The 19,878-nt window shown below is 66.4% G+C and carries 20 protein-coding genes; 16 read left to right on the forward strand and 4 right to left on the reverse strand.

Annotated features, from left to right (window positions below):
- The first annotated feature begins 257 nt into the window (after nt 1-257).
- A complete protein-coding gene (locus VGN93_RS12360) occupies nt 258-593 on the forward strand; it encodes a hypothetical protein (RefSeq protein ID WP_327507747.1) in 336 nt (111 codons plus the stop codon).
- A 1-nt stretch (nt 594) separates the two neighbouring features.
- On the opposite strand, the gene VGN93_RS12365 is transcribed toward VGN93_RS12360, so the two are convergent.
- Complete coding sequence (locus tag VGN93_RS12365; protein ID WP_327507730.1) at nt 595-1,365, reverse strand: DeoR/GlpR family DNA-binding transcription regulator; 771 nt, start codon at nt 1,363-1,365, stop codon at nt 595-597.
- Between the two features lie 261 nt (nt 1,366-1,626).
- On the opposite strand from VGN93_RS12365, the gene VGN93_RS12370 reads away from it, so the two are divergent.
- The 12 genes from VGN93_RS12370 (at nt 1,627) to VGN93_RS12425 (ending at nt 14,173) form a co-directional block, all read left to right on the forward strand.
- Nucleotides 1,627-3,030: an NAD(P)/FAD-dependent oxidoreductase gene (locus tag VGN93_RS12370; RefSeq protein ID WP_327507731.1), complete on the forward strand. Its 1,404-nt coding sequence runs from the start codon at nt 1,627-1,629 to the stop codon at nt 3,028-3,030.
- A gap of 190 nt (nt 3,031-3,220) precedes the next feature.
- Nucleotides 3,221-4,438, forward strand: coding sequence for an NAD(P)/FAD-dependent oxidoreductase (locus tag VGN93_RS12375; RefSeq protein ID WP_327507732.1), 1,218 nt, complete (start codon nt 3,221-3,223; stop codon nt 4,436-4,438).
- Complete coding sequence (locus tag VGN93_RS12380; RefSeq protein ID WP_327507733.1) at nt 4,439-5,830, forward strand: FGGY family carbohydrate kinase; 1,392 nt, start codon at nt 4,439-4,441, stop codon at nt 5,828-5,830. It begins immediately after the preceding gene.
- A 38-nt stretch (nt 5,831-5,868) separates the two neighbouring features.
- On the forward strand, nt 5,869-6,228 hold the full coding sequence (locus tag VGN93_RS12385; RefSeq protein ID WP_327507734.1) for a DUF1937 family protein: 360 nt from the start codon (nt 5,869-5,871) through the stop codon (nt 6,226-6,228).
- Nucleotides 6,229-6,264: 36 nt separating this feature from the next.
- Nucleotides 6,265-7,761 carry an amino acid permease gene (locus tag VGN93_RS12390; protein WP_327507735.1) on the forward strand — a complete coding sequence of 499 codons (1,497 nt, stop codon included), beginning with the start codon at nt 6,265-6,267 and terminating at the stop codon, nt 7,759-7,761.
- 60 nt (nt 7,762-7,821) lie between these two features.
- Nucleotides 7,822-8,718 carry a LysR family transcriptional regulator gene (locus VGN93_RS12395; protein WP_327507736.1) on the forward strand — a complete coding sequence of 299 codons (897 nt, stop codon included), beginning with the start codon at nt 7,822-7,824 and terminating at the stop codon, nt 8,716-8,718.
- A gap of 105 nt (nt 8,719-8,823) precedes the next feature.
- Complete coding sequence (locus VGN93_RS12400; RefSeq protein WP_327507737.1) at nt 8,824-9,627, forward strand: carbon-nitrogen hydrolase family protein; 804 nt, start codon at nt 8,824-8,826, stop codon at nt 9,625-9,627.
- An 11-nt stretch (nt 9,628-9,638) separates the two neighbouring features.
- Nucleotides 9,639-10,301, forward strand: a complete 663-nt coding sequence (locus VGN93_RS12405; RefSeq protein ID WP_319316274.1) for an RraA family protein — start codon at nt 9,639-9,641, stop codon at nt 10,299-10,301.
- A 59-nt stretch (nt 10,302-10,360) separates the two neighbouring features.
- Nucleotides 10,361-11,416, forward strand: coding sequence for an ABC transporter substrate-binding protein (locus VGN93_RS12410; RefSeq protein ID WP_414714087.1), 1,056 nt, complete (start codon nt 10,361-10,363; stop codon nt 11,414-11,416).
- A gap of 16 nt (nt 11,417-11,432) precedes the next feature.
- Nucleotides 11,433-12,500, forward strand: coding sequence for an ABC transporter ATP-binding protein (locus VGN93_RS12415; RefSeq protein ID WP_327507738.1), 1,068 nt, complete (start codon nt 11,433-11,435; stop codon nt 12,498-12,500).
- Nucleotides 12,497-13,369, forward strand: a complete 873-nt coding sequence (locus tag VGN93_RS12420) for an ABC transporter permease (RefSeq protein ID WP_327507739.1) — start codon at nt 12,497-12,499, stop codon at nt 13,367-13,369. Before VGN93_RS12415 ends, VGN93_RS12420 begins: the two co-directional genes overlap by 4 nt.
- Nucleotides 13,370-13,378: 9 nt before the next feature.
- Nucleotides 13,379-14,173 (forward strand): ABC transporter permease, encoded by a 795-nt coding sequence (locus VGN93_RS12425; protein ID WP_327507740.1) that lies wholly within the window; start codon nt 13,379-13,381, stop codon nt 14,171-14,173.
- 214 nt (nt 14,174-14,387) lie between these two features.
- On the opposite strand, the gene VGN93_RS12430 is transcribed toward VGN93_RS12425, so the two are convergent.
- Nucleotides 14,388-15,275: an NmrA family NAD(P)-binding protein gene (locus VGN93_RS12430; RefSeq protein WP_327507741.1), complete on the reverse strand. Its 888-nt coding sequence runs from the start codon at nt 15,273-15,275 to the stop codon at nt 14,388-14,390.
- Between the two features lie 135 nt (nt 15,276-15,410).
- On the opposite strand from VGN93_RS12430, the gene VGN93_RS12435 reads away from it, so the two are divergent.
- Entirely contained in the window at nt 15,411-15,995 is a 585-nt protein-coding gene (locus VGN93_RS12435; protein ID WP_327507742.1) for a protein-tyrosine-phosphatase, read from the forward strand.
- Here the strand turns inward: VGN93_RS12435 and VGN93_RS12440 are convergent.
- Nucleotides 15,992-16,669: an aspartate/glutamate racemase family protein gene (locus VGN93_RS12440; protein ID WP_327507743.1), complete on the reverse strand. Its 678-nt coding sequence runs from the start codon at nt 16,667-16,669 to the stop codon at nt 15,992-15,994. The genes VGN93_RS12435 and VGN93_RS12440 overlap by 4 nt on opposite strands.
- A gap of 7 nt (nt 16,670-16,676) precedes the next feature.
- Entirely contained in the window at nt 16,677-18,134 is a 1,458-nt protein-coding gene (locus tag VGN93_RS12445; protein ID WP_327507744.1) for an MFS transporter, read from the reverse strand.
- Between the two features lie 154 nt (nt 18,135-18,288).
- Here VGN93_RS12445 and VGN93_RS12450 point away from each other — a divergent pair, with 154 nt between their 5' ends.
- Together VGN93_RS12450 and VGN93_RS12455 are read left to right on the forward strand one after the other, a co-directional pair.
- On the forward strand, nt 18,289-19,131 hold the full coding sequence (locus VGN93_RS12450; RefSeq protein WP_327507745.1) for a MurR/RpiR family transcriptional regulator: 843 nt from the start codon (nt 18,289-18,291) through the stop codon (nt 19,129-19,131).
- Nucleotides 19,128-19,457, forward strand: a complete 330-nt coding sequence (locus VGN93_RS12455; RefSeq protein ID WP_327507746.1) for a pentapeptide repeat-containing protein — start codon at nt 19,128-19,130, stop codon at nt 19,455-19,457. The genes VGN93_RS12450 and VGN93_RS12455 overlap by 4 nt, the downstream gene beginning before the upstream one ends.
- The last annotated feature ends 421 nt before the right edge of the window (nt 19,458-19,878 follow it).

Consider the following 19,878-nt stretch of genomic DNA (forward strand, 5'->3'; position numbering starts at 1 on the left):
CGGAACACTTCGTTCGACCAACTGATGGAGGCGGCGACGATCGGCGAGGGTGAGCTGTAAATAGCATCGAGACATCCAAAAATCTCCAGGGCGAAGCCGTTGAAATTACTGGCATGTCGCACTTGGAAATAGAATGTACCAAGTGTGAGGTCGAAGTCGCATAGGACTTGTTATGGAACATGCGCGACCAAAAGCGGACGCAATCCCGTGACATGGGCGGGTATGCAATGACCGAGTCACTCATGGAGATGCGACCGATGGACCAGAGCTGCCCCGTCCTTACGCCTGCGGAACGGCAAGTCGTCGATATATTGAGCCGGGCCGACCAGGCCATGCTGGCGACAGTTCGCAAGGCGCTCGCGGATGCCACGACACAGGCGGCCGAAGAGCTGCAAGCGATCGGATCGCGCGAAACGCCGCCGGCCTACGCGTATTTCGCCGCCGTCGCGCATCAAAACCTGTTCCTGCTGCTGTGCGGCGCCGATCCCGAAACATTCGAAGGTGGCGATCCTGAAGTGGCGGCTCACATTCTCGACAATGGCCGGAAAATCGCCGCCCACTATTGGGGTCACCCCGCGAAAACCTCCGGGTAATCTAGGCGACGACGATCTCGGTACCCGCGCCCTTCAGCGCCTCGGCAATGGCGGCGGGCGGGGTTTCGTCGGTGACGAGGCGGTCGATGCCGGACCAGGGGGCGACTTCGAAAATGCCGCGCTTGCCGAATTTCGAGGCGTCGGCGAGCACGGTGACGCTGTCGACGCGCTCGATCATCGTCTGCGCGACCTCGGTTACCTCAGCGTCGAAATCCATCACGGCATGTTCGTCGATAGCACCGACGGTGAGGAAGGCGTGGCGGGCGCGGAATTTCCGGATCTGCTCCACCGCGAACTGGCCGAGCGATTCGCCCGCATCCGCGCCATAGGCGCCGCCGATGAGAAATACCTTGTGGTCCGGATTGGCAGACAGCGTGGCGGCGATGCGCCAGGAATTGGTGACGACGACCAGCGCCGGCAGGTCGACCAGCGCCTCGGCGAGGATCAGCGTCGTCGTGCCCGTGTCGATGAAGACGGCGTCGCCGGGCGCAAGCAGGCTTGCCGCGGCATGCGCGATGCGGCGCTTGGCCGGCAGGTTTTCCGCCATGCGCAGCGCGAAAGGCCCCTCCACCGCCGGCTCCACCGCGGTGTTGGAGCGCACGCGCGCACCGCCGTGGAACTTCTTCAGGCGGCCCATCGCATCCAGATTGGCGAGGTCGCGGCGGATCGTCTCGCGCGAGGCGCCAAGCGTCCGGGCGAGGTCGTCGACGCTCACTTCGCCCGCCTTGTGCACGAGCTTCACAATTTTTTCGTGGCGATCGGCCGGCCTCACGGCGCCTCCTTGAGAAGCGGGATTCGCGCAGGAATCCGCGTGCTTTGCGGAATTTCCCCCGTTGTATCCTGCGGTTCGGTCAAGTCAATGACTGAATTTCGCCCGTTCAGTCATTTCGACGTATTTTTCGCAGAGCTGGAATGAGCGCGCCTACCGCGCTTGCGTTGGTTCTTGCGCACTAAGGCTCTTCCGACCTGCTTTACATTCGGTCATTTAATTTATACCGTTCAGTCATAATGTGACCGAACGGGAGACGACGCCTTGCCACTCCAGCCGCCGACCGGTGAAACCTACGATGTCGCCATCATCGGCGCGGGCGTCGTCGGCTGTGCGGTCGCCCGACGGTTTGCGCTGGCGGGCGCGAAGGTGATCCTGGTCGAGAAGGGCGCCGATATCTTGTCGGGCGCCTCCAAGGCCAACAGCGCCATCCTGCACACCGGCTTCGACGCGCCGCCCGGCAGCCTCGAACTGGAGCTGGTGCGCGCCGGCCGGCAGGAATATCTGGAGATCAGGGACAGCCTCAACCTCGCCTTGGTGACGACCGGCGCCTATGTCTGCGCCTGGAACGCCCTGGAGGCCGAAAAACTCGCCGGCATCGAACAACAGGCGCGCGACAACGGCACGACGGATGTGGTGCTGCGCTCGGGCGAAGCGGCGCGCGCGGCCATGCCGTCGCTGTCCGACCGGCTCGTCGCCGCACTCGAAGTGCCGGGCGAACATATCATCGATCCGTGGTCGGCGCCGCTCGCCTATCTCACCCAGGCCGTGGCGCTCGGCGCGCGTTTCCTGCGCGGGGCGGAGCTGATCAAGGGCGCGTTCGACGGCGGCTGGCGGCTGGAGACGACGGCGGGCGAGATCCTTGCCGGTACCGTGATCAACACGGCGGGGCTTTATGGCGATGTCGTCGATACCCGGCTCGGCTTCACCCCCGGCTTCCGCATCAAGCCGCGCAAGGGCCAATTCGTCGTGCTCGACAAGGCAGCGGCGCGCCATGTGCCGCGCATCATCCTGCCCGTGCCCACGGAGGTGACGAAGGGCATCGTCGTCTGCCCCACGGCCTTCGGCAACGTGCTCGTCGGCCCAACGGCGGAGGAGCAGGAGGACCGGGTGCGGGCCACCGTGGAGACGCAGACGCTCGAAGCCCTCGTTGCGCGCGCGGCCGAGATCGTGCCGGCGCTCGCCGGCATGCCCGTCACCGCGCTTTATGCGGGGCTCAGGCCCGCCAGCGAAGAGAAGGGCTACCGCGTCTTCGTGCGGCCGGAGCACCGGGCGATCACGCTCGGCGGCATCCGCTCGACGGGCCTCAGCTCCGCTCTCGGCCTCGCCCGGCATGCGCTGAAGCTGCACGCCGGTTTCGCCGGCCCCTTCGTGCCGCCGGCGCAGGCGCCGGGCATCGCCACGCCCAACCTCGCCGAATGCTGCGAGCGCGACTGGCAGCGGCCGGACCATGGCGAGATCGTCTGTCACTGCGAGCTGGTGACCCGCCGCGAGATCGAGGCGACCTTTTCAAGCGCCGTGCCGCCCGGCGATTTCGGCGGCCTGCGCCGCCGCACCCGCGCCGGCATGGGCCGCTGCCAGGGGTTTTATTGCAATGCGCGGCTGGCGGAAATGACCAAGGGCAGGCTCGCCACGCCGCTCGCGATCGAGACGGAGGGCGGGCGATGAGCGTGTTTGCTGTCCATGCTTGCGACATCCCCCTCATCCGACCCTTCGGGCCACCTTCTCCCCGCGGGGGAGAAGGGAGAAACGAGACGTTCGCGATCCTCCCCTTCTCCCCCACGGGGAGAAGGTGCCGGCAGGCGGATGAGGGGGTGACGCACCCGTCGCAAAGACCCCACGACACGGAGGCTGGCCGATGAGCGCTCTCGATGCGGATGTGCTGGTCGTTGGCGGTGGTCCGTCCGGGGTGGCGGCGGCGATCGAGCTTCGGCGGCAGGGTCGGCGCGTCATCCTGCTCGATCGCGAGCCGGCGCTGGGCGGGGCGACGCGGCATTGCGCGCATTCGCCCTTCGGCATGCTGGAATTCGGCCGCGTTTATTTCGGCGCCGCCTATGGCCGCAAGCTGACGCGCGAGGCGGAAAAGGCCGGCGTGGATATCCGCACCGGGCATTCCGTGGTGGAGCTTGGCGCGGGTTCGCTGCTCGTCACCGCCGGCCCCGGCGTGGAAAAGCTGACGGCCGAGCGCATCCTCGTCACCACCGGTGCGCGGGAAAAGCCACGCTCCGCCCGGCTGATTTCCGGCGACCGGCCGATCGGCGTCGTGACCACCGGCACGCTGCAATCCTATCTCGCGTTCCACGGCCTCCTGCCCTTCCGGCGCCCGCTGATCGTCGGCTCGGAGCTTGTCTCGCTGTCGGCCGTGCTGACCTGCCTCAGCCATGGCGCAAGGCCCGTCGCGATGATCGAGCCGCGCGCCCATGCGCTCGCCCGCGCGCCGCTCGCCTGGTTCCCGAGCCTGATGGGCATCCCCTTCCACCGCGGCGCCGAGATCGTCGATATTCTCGGCCGCTCGCGCGTCGAGGCCGTCACCATCCGCCGTGGCGGCAAACTCGAAACGCTGGATTGCGACGGCGTGCTGCTCACCGGGCAGTTCACCCCGGAATCCGCGCTGTTCCTGCAATCGGCCCTGAGCGTCGACCCGGGCAGCGCCGGGCCGGCGGTCGACCAGCAGGGCCGCTCGCTCGATCCGCGCACCTTCGCCGCCGGCAATGTTTTACGCGCAGTGGAGACGGGGGGGTGGGCCTATCGCGAAGGCCGCGCCATCGGCAAGGCCATCGCCGAGGATCTTGGACGCGACCCCGAGGACGGCGCCCCGGTGCCCGTCACCTTCGATGCCCCGATCAAACTCGTCGTGCCGAATATCCTGCGCCGCGCCACGTCCGCGCCGGCCTTCCGGCAGTTCCAGCTTCGCGTGCTGCGGCGCGTGCGCGGCCGGCTTTCGCTCACGCTTGACGGGCGCGAGGTCTGGCAGGCGCGCAGCCTCTGGATGCCCGAGCGGCGCATCCTCGTGCCCATTCCGCCGGATGCGCCACGGGCGCAGAACGTGCATTTTCGTTTCAGGGAGGAAGACTAGATGCGGGTAGCCGCCATAGACCAGGGCACGACGTCCACCCGTTGCCTCGTCATCGAGGATGGCGGCGCCTGGCGCGTCGCCGGCACGCGCCGCCATGCCCAGCACCACCCCGCCCCCGGCTGGGTGGAGCACGATCCGGAAGAGCTGCTGCGCAATATCGAGGCGGTGCTGGAGGGGGCCGGCCCCGTCGATGCCATCGCCATTTCCAACCAGGGCGAAAGCTGCCTCGCCTGGGACGCGGAGACCGGAAAACCCCTGTCGCCCGTCATCGTCTGGCAGGATTCGCGCACGGCGGAGGCGCTCGCCGCCCTGCCCCCGGAGGCGGAAGCGCGCTCCAAGGCGGTGAGCGGCCTGCCGCTCGATCCCTATTTTTCCGCAAGCAAACTGTCCTGGCTGGTGAAGACCCTGCCCGCCGTCGCAGCCGCGCTGGAAGCCGGCCGCCTGCGGCTCGGCACGACGGATGCCTTCTTCCTCGACCGGCTGTGCGGCACCTTCCGCACCGATCTCGCCACCGCCTCGCGCACCGGCCTGATCGATCTTGCGACCGGCACCTGGAGCGAGGAGATGTGCGCGCTGCACGGCGTGCCGCGCCAGTGCCTGCCGGAGATCGCCGCCGTCGATGCCGGTTTTGGCGCGATCGGCGGCACGCCGGTAAAAGTCTCGATCGTCGACCAGCAGGCGGCCCTCTTCGGCCATGATTGCCGCAAGCCGGGCGATTGCAAGATCACCTTCGGCACGGGCGCCTTCCTGCTGGCGATCGCCGGCGACCGGCGCCCGGCGGAGTCCGACCTCCTGCCCACCATCGCCTGGCACTTGACGGGCGAAGGCCCGACCTTCGCCATCGAGGGCGGCGTCTATGATGCGGGCTCGGCGCTGGAATGGGCGCGCGATATCGGCCTGTTTTCGGCGATGGAGGAACTCGGCAGCTTCGAAGGCCCCTCCGCACTCAGCCGCGGCATCGTCTTCGTGCCGGCGCTGTCGGGCCTTGCGGCACCCTATTGGGACCGCCAGGCCGCCCCCCTTTTCATCGGCATGGACCATGCGACGGACCGGCGCGACCTGGTGCGCGCGGTGCTGGAGGGCATCGCCATGCTGACGGTCGGGCTGATCGAGGCGGCGGCCAAAGTCGGCGAACTCGGCCCGAGCATCTCCATCGACGGCGGCCTGTCGCAGAGCGCTTACTTCGCGCAGTTCCTGGCGTCGGCCAGCAACCGCGCGATCACGGTGGCGCCGATGCACGAGCTGACGGCGCTGGGCCTGGCGGAACTCGCCGGTGTCGACGTCCGTGGCGCGCGCACCGCCGCCAAAGCCTTCAGGCCGGACGGCACGGTCGGGACCGCCGACCATGCCCGTTTCGCCAAAGCAATCGAAAGGGCGCGCGCCTGGCGGTAACGCCGCCAGCCACGCCTTAAAACCTCACGGAGCCTAACATGCGAAAAATCTTCCTCGCGTGCCCCTACGGGCATGCGGACAAAGCCGTCGTGGAGCGGCGCTTCGACCTTTCCAACGCGGTCGCCGCCCGCATCGTGGCGAATGGCGCGGCCGTCTTCAGCCAGGTCTCCATGTCGCACCCGATCAACGGCCAGCTCGCCCATCTCGACAAGGCGGCGATCGGCAGCCTCTGGGCGCCGGTCGATGCGCTCTTCATGGAGGCGATGGAGGAGCTGATCGTCATCGACGCGCCGGGCTGGACGGACAGTGCCGGCGTCGCCCGCGAGATCGCGTTCTTCAAGGAACGCGGCCGGCGGGTCAGCCTGTGGAGCGAGGCCGAGAGCGACTTTCCGGCATGAACTGAACTTCCAACAACCTGAAACAAGAGGGGAACCATGAACAGCACTACACACCATGCAAGCGAGCACGACACGCTGAAACGCGATGTCACCGCCTTCCAGTCCTTCGCCGTCGCCTTCGGCTTCGTGTCGATCGCCACCGGCATCTTCACCGCCTATGGCGCCATGCTCTCGACCTCGGGGCCGATGGGCATCTGGACCTGGCCGGTCGTCGTCGTCGGCCAGCTGATGGTCGCCTTCATCCTCGGCTCGCTCGCCGCGCGCATTCCCGTGACGGGCTATGTCTACCAGTGGGCGTCGCGCATCTCCAATCCGGTCTTCGGCTGGATCATGGGCTGGATCAGCTTCACCTTCCTCGCCATCGTGCTCTGCGCGGTGGATTATACCATCGCCTCCACCGTGCTGCCCGTGCTGTTCGGCTACGTGGGCACGCCGACGAACGCCTGGTGGATCACCAGCCTCGTCATCGTCGTGCAGGCAGTGATGATCGCGTTCTCGACGAAATTCACCCAGCGCTTCAACGCCGTCGCCGTCACCATCCAGCTCGTCGGCATGATCGGCCTCGTCGTGCTGCTCTTCGCCGCCGGCTATCTCAACAACGAACTCGACTTCTCCAACCTCGTCAGCACCGGCACCATCTCGCGGGAGGGCTATTACGGTTTTGGCGAACTGACCAAGGCCGGCCCGTGGATCATGGGCACGCTGCTCGGCGCCTTCACCATCGTCGGCTTCGAATCCGCCGCCAACCTTGCGGAAGAAACCCGCGAGCCGGCGCGCGTCGTGCCGAAGGCCATGTGGCAGGCGGTGCTGAGCCTCGGCATCATCGGCATGCTGTTCCTCATCGCCATTACCGCGCTTCTCGGCGATCCGGCGGCGATCGGCAGCTCGGCCACGCCCATCGCCGACGTCATCTCCCGCGTGCTCGGCCCGGTCGTCGGCAATATCCTGCTGGTGCTGGTGGTGATCTCCATCTTCTCCTGCGGCCTCGTCATCCTGCTCTCCGGCACGCGCCTCGTCTGGGCCATGTCGCGCGACGAGCGCTTCCCGGGCTGGCAGCTCTGGCACAAGATCAGCCCGACGCTGCACACGCCGGTCAATGCGACGATCCTCGTCGCCGCCATCGGCCAGATCATCCTGGCGCTGTTTTCGCAGCAGACGGATGCGCTGTTCTCGCTGTTTTCCGCCGCCACTTTGCTGCCGGCGATCATCTATGCGGTGACCGTGCTGATGTATGCCGCCAAGCGCCATCAGCTGCCGCCAAGCCAGGGTTTTTCGCTCGGCAAATGGGAGGTTCCGGTTCTGGTGCTCGCCATCGCCTGGCTCGCCTTCGAGCTCGCGATCTTCCGCGATGCCTCCTTTGCCAAACCCTGGTCCTATGTGGCGATCATGTTTGCCATCGGCGCGGTCTATCTCGGCTATCTGCTCGCCTCGCGCGGCGGCGCCAAGGGGTTGAAGATGCCGGAACTGATCGCCATCGACGCGATCCTCGACGCCGATCGCGGCGCCGATTACAAGGCGACACCCGCCGAGTAACGAAAAAACGCGTGGAAACCGCGCGGCTGTGACTGTATCGACGGAACGGGGGGACATGCCATGAACCTGCGTTTCGTCGAAACATTCGTCTGGGTGGCCCGGCTCGGCAGCTTTCGCGCCGCCGCCGACCGGCTGAACGCCACCCAGGCCGCCGTCTCCAACCGCATCGCCAGCCTGGAAGCGGAGATGGGCTGCGAACTCTTCGAGCGCGTGCCGGGCGGCGTGCGGCTCTCCACCATCGGCCAGCGCGCCATGCAGCCGGCGGAAGAGCTGCTGAAGGCCGCCACCAGCTTCAAGGTGGCGATCGGCAGCCCGCAGCATCTGCGCACCACCGTGTCGATCGGCACCATCGATTCCATCGTGCATGCCTGGCTGCCGAATTTCATCGAGCGCGTGAAGGAACGTTTCCCCGCCCTCGGCCTCGATCTCAACGTCGATACGTCGCTGGGGATCGGCAAGGATATCAGCGAGCGCCGGCTCGACCTCGCGCTGCTGATGGGCCCGGTGCTCACTCCCGGCCTCAAGAACATCGATCTCGGCACGATGGAATGCGCCTGGGTGGCCGCCCCGTCCTTCGGTCTCGGCGGGCGTGAACTGACCCTGCACGACCTTGCCGAGCACCCCGTTCTGACCTTCTCGCGCAACAGCGTGCCGCATATCTGGCTGCTCCGGCAGTTCGAGGAAATGGGCGTGCAGCCGCCGGTCATTTCCAATTCAAACTCGCTCTCCGCCATGCTGCGGCTGGCCCGCGACGGCATCGGCGTGGCGCTGCTGCCGGCGCCCATGGTGGCGCCGATGATCGCCGAGGGCGTGGTCGAGCGCCTGTCGATCACCCCGCAGTTTCCGGCCCTGAAACTCCACGCCGTCTATGCCGACGACCCGGAAAACCTAATTCCGTCAATGCTTTCGGTCATCGCTAGGGAGGCTTCGCTCGACACGAAGGGCATCTCGGCCTAAGGGTCGTCTCCACAAGTTTTTTCTATCGGGGACGACAATTCTTTGTCGTTTGTCATTCCAATCTTCTGGCCTGACGATACCCGGACTGAGACTTGGAGGACTTCGATGAAGATCAGTATTGTGCAAATGAATTCCGGCGCCGACAAAGCGAAAAACCTCGACGACGCCGAGCGCATGGTGCGCGATGTGGTCGCCGCCGAGGGCCCGGACCTGGTGGTTCTGCCGGAATATTTCGCCTTTCTCGGCGAGGGTCGCGATGCGGTGCACGGCAGCGGCGAGAGCTTCCCGGACGGCCCGACCTACCGGCGCTTCGCCGCACTCGCCAGGGAACTCGGCGTGACGCTGCATGCCGGCTCGATGGTCGAGAAGGCCGGCAACAACCACTACAACGCCACCGTGGTCTTCGGCCCCGAGGGCAAGGAAATCGCCAAGTACCGCAAGATCCACCTGTTCGACGTCGACACGCCCGGCGGCGTCTCCTACCGCGAATCCGACACGATCGGCCGCGGCGAGGACGTGGTGACCTACAAGGTCGGCGACACCACGGTCGGCTGCGCCATCTGCTACGACATCCGCTTCCCCGAACTGTTCCGCGCACTGCGCGACAAGGGCGCCGACGTCATCGTGCTTCCCGCCGCCTTCACGCTGATGACCGGCAAGGACCATTGGGAAGTGCTCGCCCGCGCCCGCGCCATCGAGACCCAGACCTATTTCGTCGCGGTCGGCCAGGCGGGCGCGCATGCCGACGGCAAGAAATGGTGCTGGGGCCATTCCATGGTCATCGATCCCTGGGGCCACATGGTCGCCCAGTGCTCGGATGGCGTCGGCGCCGCCTCGGCCCGCATCGACCTCGACCGCATCGGCAGCGTGCGCCGCGACGTGCCCGTCGCCCAGCATCACGTTCTGTGAAGGATAGAGCCATGTTCATCGTCAACCCCATGCCGCAGCAGATCGCTCCGGCGCTCATCGCGAAGATGGAGAAGGTCGAGACCGCGACCGTCGGCCATTTCCTGCATTCGGGCTTCCTGAACCGGGACCTGCGCGCGGTCCTGCCGGAAAAGCGCGTCGGCGGCACGGCCGTCACCGTGCGCCTGCCCCATGCCGATTCGACCATCCTGCACTATCTCACCAAGCTGGTGCGGCCGGGCGATTTCATCGTCGTCGACCGCTGCGGCGATGACAAACATGCCTGCTGGGGCGGCGTCGTCACCCATTCGATGAAGCTCGGCGGCATCGTCGGCGCGGTCATCGATGGCCCGGCGACGGATTTCTCCGAGATCCGCCGCGTCGACCTGCCCATGTGGTGCCGCGGCCCCTCGCCGATCACCACCAAGATCCTCGGCCTTGAAGGCGCGATCAACGTGCCGGTCTCGGTCGGCGGACAGACGGTCAATCCGGGCGACGCCGTGATTGCCGACGAAAGCGGCGTGCTGGTGCTCGATCCGTCCAAGGCGGAATGGGCGGTCGACAAGGCGCTCGCCATGCAGGAGAGCGAACTCGTGCTGCTCGAACGCCTGCGCAAGGGCGAGAAGCTGCCCGACATATCCGGCGCCACGAAAATCGTGGAAGCCTCGGCCGCCTGAGGCGGCCCAACACTATAAAGACACGGGAACACATCGGTTCAAGAGCAGAGGAAAATCTCATGACCGCACTGAAAAACGCAACTCGCGCCGGCCTTGCAGCGCTTGCCATGGCTCTCGCCACTTCGGTGGCGATGGCCGACACGGTGGTGCTCACCGCCTATTCCGGCATCTTCCAGGAAAACTACGTGAAGGCGGTCGTCGAGCCCTTCATGAAGGCCAATCCGGACATCACCGTCGAATTCTACGGCATGCCCAACTCCGCCCAGATGCTCGGCACGCTGCGCGCCCAGGCGAGCTCCCCGCAGATCGACATCGCCATCATGGACGTCTCGGTCGCCAAGGCCGCGACCGACGAGGGCATCTTCGCGCCGATGGACGAGAGCGTCACGAAACATCTCGCCGACCTCTACCCGCAGGCGAAGGCCGAAGGCGTCAATGCCGTCGGCGTCACCTTCGACAATCTCATCCTGCTCTACAACACCGACAAGGTGAAGACGGTGCCGACCTCGTGGAACGCGCTGTGGGACGCGCAATATGCCAAGCAGGTGTCCATTCCCGCCGTGCCGGACATCCAGGGCACGACCTTGACCATCCTCACGGACAAGATGGCCGGCGGCACCAACTACATGGAAAGCGTCGAGGCCGGCATCAACCGGCTGGCGGAGCTGGCCCCCCTCGTCCAGACCTGGGAGCCGCGGCCGGACGTCTACCAGCCGATTTCCAGCGGCACGGCGGCGATCGGCATCGGCTGGAACGCCCGCGCGCAGGTCTACGCCGATCTCTCCGACGGCAAGCTCGGCGTCGTGCTGCCGGAGGAAGGCAGCGGCTTCCAGATCAACGTGATCGGCCTCGTCAAGGGCGGGCCGGCCAGCGACAGCGCCAGGAAATTCATCGACTATGCGCTGAGCCCGGAGGCGCAGGCCGCCTTCACCGAGCAGATGTTCTACGCGCCGACCAATTCCAAGGCCGCCGCCCTCATCTCGGAAAAGGCGCTGAGCCGCACCGCCGCCGGCGCGATGGACAAGATGATCGACATCAACTGGCTCGAGGTCGCCAAGATCCGCGATGCCATCACCGAGCAGTGGCGCCGCCGCGTCATCCCGCTCAGCCGTTGATGGAGGTCTGCAACCGATGACATCTGCACCCGAAGAGCATCTCAGACTGGAAGGGATCGGCGTCAGCTTCGGCGCCGTCAACGTCATCCCCGCGCTCGACCTCTCGGTCCGCAAGGGCGAGATGGTCGCCTTCCTCGGCCCGTCGGGATGCGGAAAGACCACGACGCTGCGCATCATCGCCGGGCTCAACAAACCCTCCCGGGGCCGCATCATGGTGGGAGGGCGCGACATCACGCGCCTTCCCATCCATGACCGCGACATGGGCATGGTGTTCCAGAGCTATGCGTTGTTTCCGCACATGAACGTCACGCGCAACGTCGCCTTCGGCCTCCAGATGCGCAACATCCCGTCGCGCGATGCGGAAAGCCGGGCGGCGCAGGCGCTGGACATGGTCCAGCTCGGCCACCTCGCCCACCGCAAGCCGAAGGAACTGTCCGGCGGCCAGCAGCAGCGCGTGGCGCTTGCCCGCGCGCTGGTCATCGAGCCGTCGATCCTGCTCCTCGACGAGCCGCTCTCGAACCTCGACGCGAAGCTGCGCGACGAGATGCGGGTGCAGATCCGCGCGCTCCAGCAGCAAAGCGGCATCACCGCCGTCTTCGTCACGCACGACCAGGTCGAGGCGCTCTCCATGTGCGACCGCGTCGTGGTGATGCGCGGCGGGCGCGTCGAGCAATTCGGCACGCCGACGGAGGTCTATGAACGCCCGGCCACTGCCTTCGTCGCCAATTTCGTCGGCCGCACAAACCGCCTCAAGGGCGCGATCACCGCCGAGGGTACGCTGACGGCCGCCGGCCACCAGCTGCGTTCCGCCACGACGCTGCCACCCGGCGCCGTCGAGATCCTCGTGCGCCCGCACCGCATCCGCATCGATAACGCCGCCGAGACCGCCAACAAGGTAAAGGGCACCGTCTCCGGCATCACCTTCATCGGCGACCTCGTGCAATATGCCGTGCGCGTCGGCGATGCCGAGGTCGTGGTGGAAGAGGCGACGCGGCGCGACCGCAGCCCGCTTGCCGTCGGCGATGGCGTGACGCTCGGCTGGTCGGCGGAAGACACGCTCGTGTATCCGGCGGGCGAACAATGAGCGCTGTTCCCGCCCTCCCCCGCCCCGCCCGCCAATGGCGCGACGGCGAACTCGCCGTCCTCCTCTTGCTGCCCATCGCGCTGATCAATGCGATCGGCTTCATCCTGCCGGTGCTGAACCTGGCGCGTTACTCCTTCAACCGGTCGCGCATCGGCGGCGGCATCGAGGCCGTCTTCACCTGGGAGAACTGGGCGGGGTTGCTCAGCGACCCCTTCTATCTCGAACTGGTGTTCAACTCGGTCTGGATCAGCCTGGCGATCACGCTGACGACGCTCGTCGTCTCCTATCCGATCGCGCTCTACCTGCATCGCGCCTCCGGCGCCTGGCGCACCTTCCTTACCGTGCTGGTCATCTCGCCGCTTCTGACCTCCGCCGTCGTGCGCACCTATGGCTGGATCGCCATCCTCGTCGACGACGGGCCGGTGGTCGGCGCCATCAAGGCGCTCGGCCTGCCGGCGCCGAGCCTGATGTTCAACATCAAGGGCGTCTTCATCGGGCTCACCGAAATCCTGATGCCCTACATGATCCTCGCGCTGATGGCGGGCTTCGGCCGGCTCGATCCGCGGGTGGAAGAGGCGGCACGAACGCTCGGCGCCACGCCGTCGCGCACCTTCCTGAAGGTCATCCTGCCGCTGACGCTGCCCGGCATCGCGCTCGGCTGCCTGCTCTGCTTCGTGCTCGCCGTCTCGTCCTTCATCACGCCCAAGCTGATGGGCGGCGGGCGGGTCTTCCTGCTGGCGACCGAGATCTACGACCAGGCGATCGTCACGCTCAACTGGCCGCTCGCCTCGACGCTGTCGATCCTCGTGCTCATCGTCTTCGGTGCGGCATTGTGGGCCTATTCCGCCGTCCTGCGGCGTCTGGATTAGGAGGAAACCATGGAAATCCACAAGACCTCCTGGCCGATGCGCATCCTCGTCTTCGTCCTCTTCGTCTACCTGCTGGCGCCGGTCATCCTCGTCTTCCCGCTGTCCTTTTCGGGCGACCAGGTGCTGCGCTTCCCGCCGTCCTTCTGGTCGACGCGCTGGTATTCGGCGCTGTTTGCCAACAGCCAGATGCTGCAGGCCTTCTGGACGAGCCTGTCGCTCGCGGCCATCGTCACCGGGCTGTCGATCGTCATCGCCGTGCCCGCCGCCTGGGTGATGACGCGGCTCACCTTCGCCGGCCGCGACCTGCTGTTCAACCTGTTCACCGCGCCGCTGCTTTTGCCCACCATCGTGCTCGGCCTCGCCATCCTCATCGTCTTCGCCTCCTTCGGGCTGCTTGCGACGATGCACGGCCTGGTCTTCGCCCATCTGGTGGTGACGCTGCCCTATGCGCTGCGGGTGCTGGCCGTATCGCTTAGCACGCAGGACCGCGCCTGCGAGGAGGCGGCGAGGACGCTCGGCGCCAAGCCGCTCACCGTGTTCTTCCGCGTCACCGTGCCCATGCTGACGCCCGGCATCGTCGCGGCGGCGGCCCTCTGCTTCCTCGTCTCCTTCGACGAGGTGGTGATCACGCTGTTCCTCACCGGCCCGCGCATCAGCACGCTGCCCGTCGAGCTCTACAACTACGTCTACAACCAGGCCGACCCGCTCGTCGCCGCCGCCTCCGCGCTCCTCATCCTCCTGACGCTCGCCGTCATCATGATCGTGGAACGCGCCATGGGCCTCGGCAAGGCCTTCGTGAAGTAGCGCTCTCCCGGCTCATCGCGTGCCGGAGGGCAATCGCACATGGGGCAGGACGATGCCGCATCCCCTTCTCCCCCGGGGGGAGAAGGTGGCCCGAAGGGTCGGATGAGGGGGTGGGGCAGGCGCGATATTTCAATCCTCTACGCCTTCGACTACCCCCTCATCCGCCTGCGGCACCTTCTCCCCCCGGGGGAGAAGGGGAGTTGTGGCAACGGTTTCACTCCCTATGCGATTGCCCTCCGGTACGCGATGACCCGGAGGCGACCAGCGCGTCGATATGGGCCTGCAAGGTCACGGTACCCCGGATCGGATTGTCCGGCCGTGCCGGCCCGTCCACCGTCGCCGCCGTCATGCGGGCATAGGCGCGCGCCGCCTCGGCGGAAAAGCCGGCCGCGCGAAAACTCTGCTCCCAATGTTCCCGCGGCGTGGTCTCCACCACCACCGGGCGCCCGAGCGTCGCGGAAAAGGCGTTGGCGACGTCCTGGAACGTATAGGCCCGCGGCCCTTCCACATAGCGGATGCCGACATCGTCGAGCCCGCTCACCAGCCGGCGATAGGCCGCCTCCGCCAGATCCGTCGGCGAGACCATCGGCAGCACCATGTCGGCCGGAAAGGCGGTCGGAAGCGTGCCGCCGCGCGCCGGCTCCAGCAGCATGTCGAGATTGGTGTAATAATAGGCCGCGCGGTCGATGGCCGTCGGAATGCCGCTCGCCTTCGCCCGCTGCTCGAAGTCGTAGAGCACCGAGAGATCGCCGATCGCCTCGCCCTTCTGCGCGCCATAGGTCGAGGCGACGACGATCTTCTCGAGCCCCGACCCTTCCAGCGCATCGGTGATGCTGCGCGCGGTCGCAAGCTCTGCGGCGTCGCTGTCGCCGCGCGTATCGGCCGGCGGGTTGAGCAGGAAGGCGCGGCGGCCGCAGCGCAGCACCTTGTGCAGGGCCCCGGTGTCGGTGATGTCGACCACGGCCGGCTCCACCCTCGCCGTGGCGATAGTGCCGGCCTTGTCCGCATCGTGCAGCACGGCGATCACCCGCTGGCCCGCCTGGTCGAGCGCGCGCACGAGGTTTTCGCCGATATGGCCGGTTGCTCCGAGAACGACAAACATGGGTCACCTCCTGCTCTTCCACGAAAAAACCCGTTTGGCGCAAGAGGGTTCCACCCCTGCGGCAATTGGGTTTGCCGCGGGGATGCCGGCGGTGTATCTGGCTCTCGACGCAAACAGGATTGGAAGGATAAGGGCATGGATGTGGTGTTTACGCCGGAGCTGACGATTTGCGGGATCGACGAACTGCCGGGCCACGGCACGCGCAACGTCACCCATGTGCTCTCCATCATCGATCCGGATTATCCGGAGCTGGAAGCCTTCCAGGCCTATGGCACGCATCACCGCACGACGCTGCGCTTCCACGACATCATCGCCGCCGCCCCCGAGCGCGTGATGCCGCATCCGGACCACACGCAGGAAATCCTGCGCTTCGGCACGGATTACCAGGCGCGGCAGGATGCCAGGGGGCCGAGCCATATCCTGGTGCATTGCCATATGGGCGTGTCGCGCTCGACGGCCGCCATGCTGACGCTGATGGCGCAGGCGAACCCGGACGAGCCGGCCGAAAGCCTGTTCGCCCGCCTCGTCGCCATCCGCCCGCAGGCCTGGCCGAATTCGCAGATGGTGGGTTTTGCCGATGAACAGCTCGGCCGCAAGGGCGACCTGACGGCCGCCCTTCGTCGCCATTACGGCCGGCAGATCAGGAGCCGGCCGCAGTTCACCGAATGGATGACGACGCTCGGCCGCGACGCCGAGCTGAAAATGGCGATCCTCGACTAGATCGCCTTGGACACGCGGTCGGCCTCGCCGATGAGGCCGACGAGGCGCTCGACGGCGGACGGGATCGGCCCCAGCACCGGCTTGCCGAAACGGGGGCGGAGCGCTTGTGCCGCTTCGCCGAGCGGCCCGCCGCCGATGACCACGGCCGCGGCGCCGTCCTCCCCGATGCACGCGCCGACCGCACCGGCGAGCGCCTCGATGAGCAGGGCCGGATCGGCGGCCAGCGCCACCGGATCGCCTTCGGTACAGCGGATGCCCGTATAGAGATGGGCAAGGCCGAGATCATGCGCCCGCTGGCCGATCGCTTCGGCGAGATCCGGCGTTGAGGTCGCCACGCCGAACCGGCGTCCACCCTCCGAGGCCTCGATCATCGAGGCCTCGCAGATGCCGACCACCGGAACCGCCACCTTGCGGCGAAGCTCGGCAAGGCCGGGATCGCCGAAGGCGCTGACGATGATCCCCACACACTCTTTGCCATGCGCCGTACCCAGTTCGACCACCTCGGCGGCGGATGCCGTGAGCTGCTCGGGCGTGACGATCATAGAGGGCGCCCGGCTGGCCGTGACGGTTTTCACCGCCAGCCTGCCGGCGAGGGCGTTGCGCGCGATGGCGTGCATCATCTCGCTCGTCGCCTTCGAACTGTTGGGATTGATCAACAGGATGTGCGGGGTCATGCCTGGTTCAAGCTCCAGCTTTCAGGGGTTGCACGGCAAGCTCCGGGCTTTCGGTGGCGGCATCGGCGCGCTGCGTGATGTCTTCCATCGACATGCCGTAGGTTTCCGGTCCGAGACGTATGCACACCGCGAAGACCGCATACATCGCCGCCGCCAGGCCGAACACGCCGGCCATGCCGTAATGGTCGAACAGCGCGCCGGAAATGGTCGGCACAAATGAACCGGCCGCCGAGCCCGAGGCCAGGATGAAGGCCACCCCGAAGGCTCGGATGCGGGTCGGGAACAGTTCCGGCGCATAGATCCAGATGGACGTGTTGAGCAGGAGCACGAAGAACTGGAAGAGTGCACCGAAGAACAGCACCAGGTAGATGGTGGTGCCGAGATACATGATCGACAGCGCCGCCAGGCAGGCGCAGATCGCGCCGACGGTCAGCACCCGCTTGCGCGGGAAGTAGTAGCCGAACATCGAGGCCGCGATGGCGCCGAGCACGCTGCCGCTCTGGATGATCATGCTGTAGAGCAGGCTGCCCTGCAGCGTATAGCCCATCGAGACGAAGATGACCGGCATCAGCGTCAGCACGGAAAGCTGAGCGCCGTAGCTCATCAGGATGGCGATCGACACCGGCACGATGCGGCCGAGGAAGGGTGCGCGGAACAGTTCCTTCCAGGCGCCCTTGGTCGGCGGCGCGTCCGTCGCCTGGTCCTTCGTCAGGTGCTCGCGCACCACCAGGTTCTTCGGCCTGAGCGACCCGGATTCCAGCACCGAGAGCACCTTGTTCGCCTCGTCGATCCGCCCTTGCGAGGCGAGGAAACGCGGCGTCTCCGGCACGTAGCGGCGATAGAACACGACGAGCAGGGCGGGCAGTGCCAGCGAGGCGAAGAGCCAGCGCCAGCTGTCCTCGCCGGGGAAGATGCTGAAGATCATCAGCCCGTAGAGCGGCGCCAGAAAATTGCCGAAACCGCCGGCGCCCACATTGACGAGGCCGGCCGCCGTTCCGCGGAACTTTGGCGAGCAGAATTCCGACAGCATGGTGACGGCGGTCGAAATCTCGCCGCCGACGCCGAAGCCGACGATGGCGCGCGCAATGCACAGGAACATGAAGTCCGGTGCCAGCGCGCAGGCGGCCGAGCCCAGCGAGAACAGCAGCAGGTTGAAGGTGAGCATGACGCGGCGGCCGTAGCGATCGCCGAGAATGCCCGAAAGCAGGCGGCCGATGGCCGCACTGCCGAAGGTGATCGTGTTCAGGAAGCCGATATCCGTGCCCGTCAGGCCCCAGTGCTCCTTGAGCAGCGGGCCGGACACGCCGATCGTGTTCTGCTCGAAACTGTCGAACAGGCAGCCGATCAGCACCAATGCGATGATCTGTTTGTGCGCCCCGGTCACTCCAATCCGGGTGAGCGCGCCTTCCAGTTGCCGAATGACCGGCGATGATTTGCCGGACTGCACCATGCCTTCTGCTGCCATAGTCTCCTCCTCCTGGCATCAGCGTGAAAATCAATTTTCATACTATGCCTACAAGAAATGAGTTTTTCAAGAGAAACTTGTGAACACCCTCTTCTTCCCGAAGGCCAGTCCCTCCGTTACAAGCAGGCGATGGCAAACGAGGCTTTGGGGTGAGATGAGTTCGACGGATCGTTCGTTCCTGTTCCGGGTGAGGGATGCGCTCGACGACCTGCATCCGGCCGAGCGGCGGCTTGGCGATTTCGTCTGCGATTTTCCGGGTGAACTCGCGAGCTATTCCGCCTCCGAGCTGGCGCGGCTCGCCCAGGTCTCCAACGCCACCGTCACCCGCTTCGTGCGCCGGCTCGGCTACGAGAATTACGAGGAGGCGCGCCGCCACGCGCGCGACGAGCGCCAGACCGGTTCGCGCCTGTTCCTCGCCACCTCAACGGATGCGGCCGGCGACCAGTCGGTGGCCGCCCACGTCGCCCAGGGCATCGCGAACCTCGAAGGCACCTTCGCCACCATCACCGACGCGCAGGTGAATGCGGTGGCCGACGCCGTGCTCGACGCGCGCAAGACCTGGGTCGTCGGCTTTCGCAGCTCCCACCCCTTTGCCGATTATCTGCAATGGCAGATGACGCAGGTCGCCGAAAACATCGTCGCCATCCCCGGCGCCGGCCAGACGCTGGGCGAACACCTGGTCAGCGTGACGGACCGCGACGTCGCCATCGTCTTCGGCCTGCGCCGCCGCGTGGCACAGATGGAGGCGATCCTCTCGGCGATCGAAAAGAGCGGCGCGAAACTGCTCTACATTACCGACGAGGGCGTCGCCCACCGGGCGAGTGCCACCTGGCACTTCCGCTGCCAGACCCTCGCCCCCGGCCCCCTCTTCAACCACGTCTCCGTCATGGCCGTCTGCCACCTCATCACCACGCGCGCCATCGAGCGCGCGGGTGCCGCCGGCCGCACCCGCCTGCGCGGCATCGAACGCTTCGGCGATACGCTGGAGGAGCTGTGAGCAGCCAGCATCCGGAAACGACGATCACCCGCGCCGACTGGTACGGCCGCAGGCTGGAGCGGGAGCGTCATGCGGACACGCTGTTTTCCGAACTCGACCTCAGCGAGGCGGACCTGACGGGTGCCAAGTGCCGCTCGGGCTCGATCCGCAATGCCGACCTCTCCGGCGCGCTCCTGCACAATGCCGATTTCACCGGCTGCGACCTCAGGGGAAGCGATCTCAGCGCCATCGAGCTCAAAACCATCCACCTCAAGGACGCCGTCATCACCATCGACCAGACCATCTTCATCGCCGAGGCGCTCGGGCTCGACGTGCGGCTAAAATAAGCAGGCCGCCAGCCCTCGCGTTCCTGCATAGCTGCACTGCACAAAAAATGTTTATCAAAAGGTCAAAAGTTAGGCATAGTGCTTGCAGTTGATGCACGTGATGGTTCCTCCCAGTCCATCGCATCAGCTGTTCCCCTCTGGAGGTTTTTAACCTTCACACTTCAAGGGCCACGGTTTTCCGTCGGCCCTTTTTTTTTGCGCGCTGTTTGGCGTGAGGCGCTTGTGACAGCTGTCAACCGCGTCCCACCGTTCCGACAATGCAGCCTTCCCTTCTCCCCCACGGGGAGAAGGTGGCCCGAAGGGTTAGGCGCAACTTGTTGCGCCGGGATGAGGGGGTGGCGCAGAGGGATCATGTCGATCTTTTGCGCCCGCGCCCTCCCCCTCATCCGCCTGCCGGCACCTTCTCCCCCCGGGGGAGAAG

It is taken from the genome of Shinella sp. (assembly GCF_035998705.1).
GTDB lineage: Bacteria > Pseudomonadota > Alphaproteobacteria > Rhizobiales > Rhizobiaceae > Shinella.

What these genes read in the sequence shown, in the direction of transcription:
- VGN93_RS12390 (WP_327507735.1), top strand. Translation starts at nt 6,265, where the DNA reads ATGAACAGCACTACACACCATGCAAGCGAGCACGACACGCTGAAACGC.
- VGN93_RS12450 (WP_327507745.1), top strand. Translation starts at nt 18,289, where the DNA reads ATGAGTTCGACGGATCGTTCGTTCCTGTTCCGGGTGAGGGATGCGCTC.
- VGN93_RS12435 (WP_327507742.1), top strand. Translation starts at nt 15,411, where the DNA reads ATGGATGTGGTGTTTACGCCGGAGCTGACGATTTGCGGGATCGACGAA.
- VGN93_RS12415 (WP_327507738.1), top strand. Translation starts at nt 11,433, where the DNA reads ATGACATCTGCACCCGAAGAGCATCTCAGACTGGAAGGGATCGGCGTC.
- VGN93_RS12360 (WP_327507747.1), top strand. Translation starts at nt 258, where the DNA reads ATGGACCAGAGCTGCCCCGTCCTTACGCCTGCGGAACGGCAAGTCGTC.
- VGN93_RS12400 (WP_327507737.1), top strand. Translation starts at nt 8,824, where the DNA reads ATGAAGATCAGTATTGTGCAAATGAATTCCGGCGCCGACAAAGCGAAA.
- VGN93_RS12410 (WP_414714087.1), top strand. Translation starts at nt 10,361, where the DNA reads ATGACCGCACTGAAAAACGCAACTCGCGCCGGCCTTGCAGCGCTTGCC.
- VGN93_RS12375 (WP_327507732.1), top strand. Translation starts at nt 3,221, where the DNA reads ATGAGCGCTCTCGATGCGGATGTGCTGGTCGTTGGCGGTGGTCCGTCC.
- VGN93_RS12380 (WP_327507733.1), top strand. Translation starts at nt 4,439, where the DNA reads ATGCGGGTAGCCGCCATAGACCAGGGCACGACGTCCACCCGTTGCCTC.
- VGN93_RS12445 (WP_327507744.1), bottom strand. Translation starts at nt 18,134, where the DNA reads ATGGCAGCAGAAGGCATGGTGCAGTCCGGCAAATCATCGCCGGTCATT.
- VGN93_RS12405 (WP_319316274.1), top strand. Translation starts at nt 9,639, where the DNA reads ATGTTCATCGTCAACCCCATGCCGCAGCAGATCGCTCCGGCGCTCATC.
- VGN93_RS12440 (WP_327507743.1), bottom strand. Translation starts at nt 16,669, where the DNA reads ATGACCCCGCACATCCTGTTGATCAATCCCAACAGTTCGAAGGCGACG.
- VGN93_RS12385 (WP_327507734.1), top strand. Translation starts at nt 5,869, where the DNA reads ATGCGAAAAATCTTCCTCGCGTGCCCCTACGGGCATGCGGACAAAGCC.
- VGN93_RS12395 (WP_327507736.1), top strand. Translation starts at nt 7,822, where the DNA reads ATGAACCTGCGTTTCGTCGAAACATTCGTCTGGGTGGCCCGGCTCGGC.
- VGN93_RS12430 (WP_327507741.1), bottom strand. Translation starts at nt 15,275, where the DNA reads ATGTTTGTCGTTCTCGGAGCAACCGGCCATATCGGCGAAAACCTCGTG.
- VGN93_RS12425 (WP_327507740.1), top strand. Translation starts at nt 13,379, where the DNA reads ATGGAAATCCACAAGACCTCCTGGCCGATGCGCATCCTCGTCTTCGTC.
- VGN93_RS12420 (WP_327507739.1), top strand. Translation starts at nt 12,497, where the DNA reads ATGAGCGCTGTTCCCGCCCTCCCCCGCCCCGCCCGCCAATGGCGCGAC.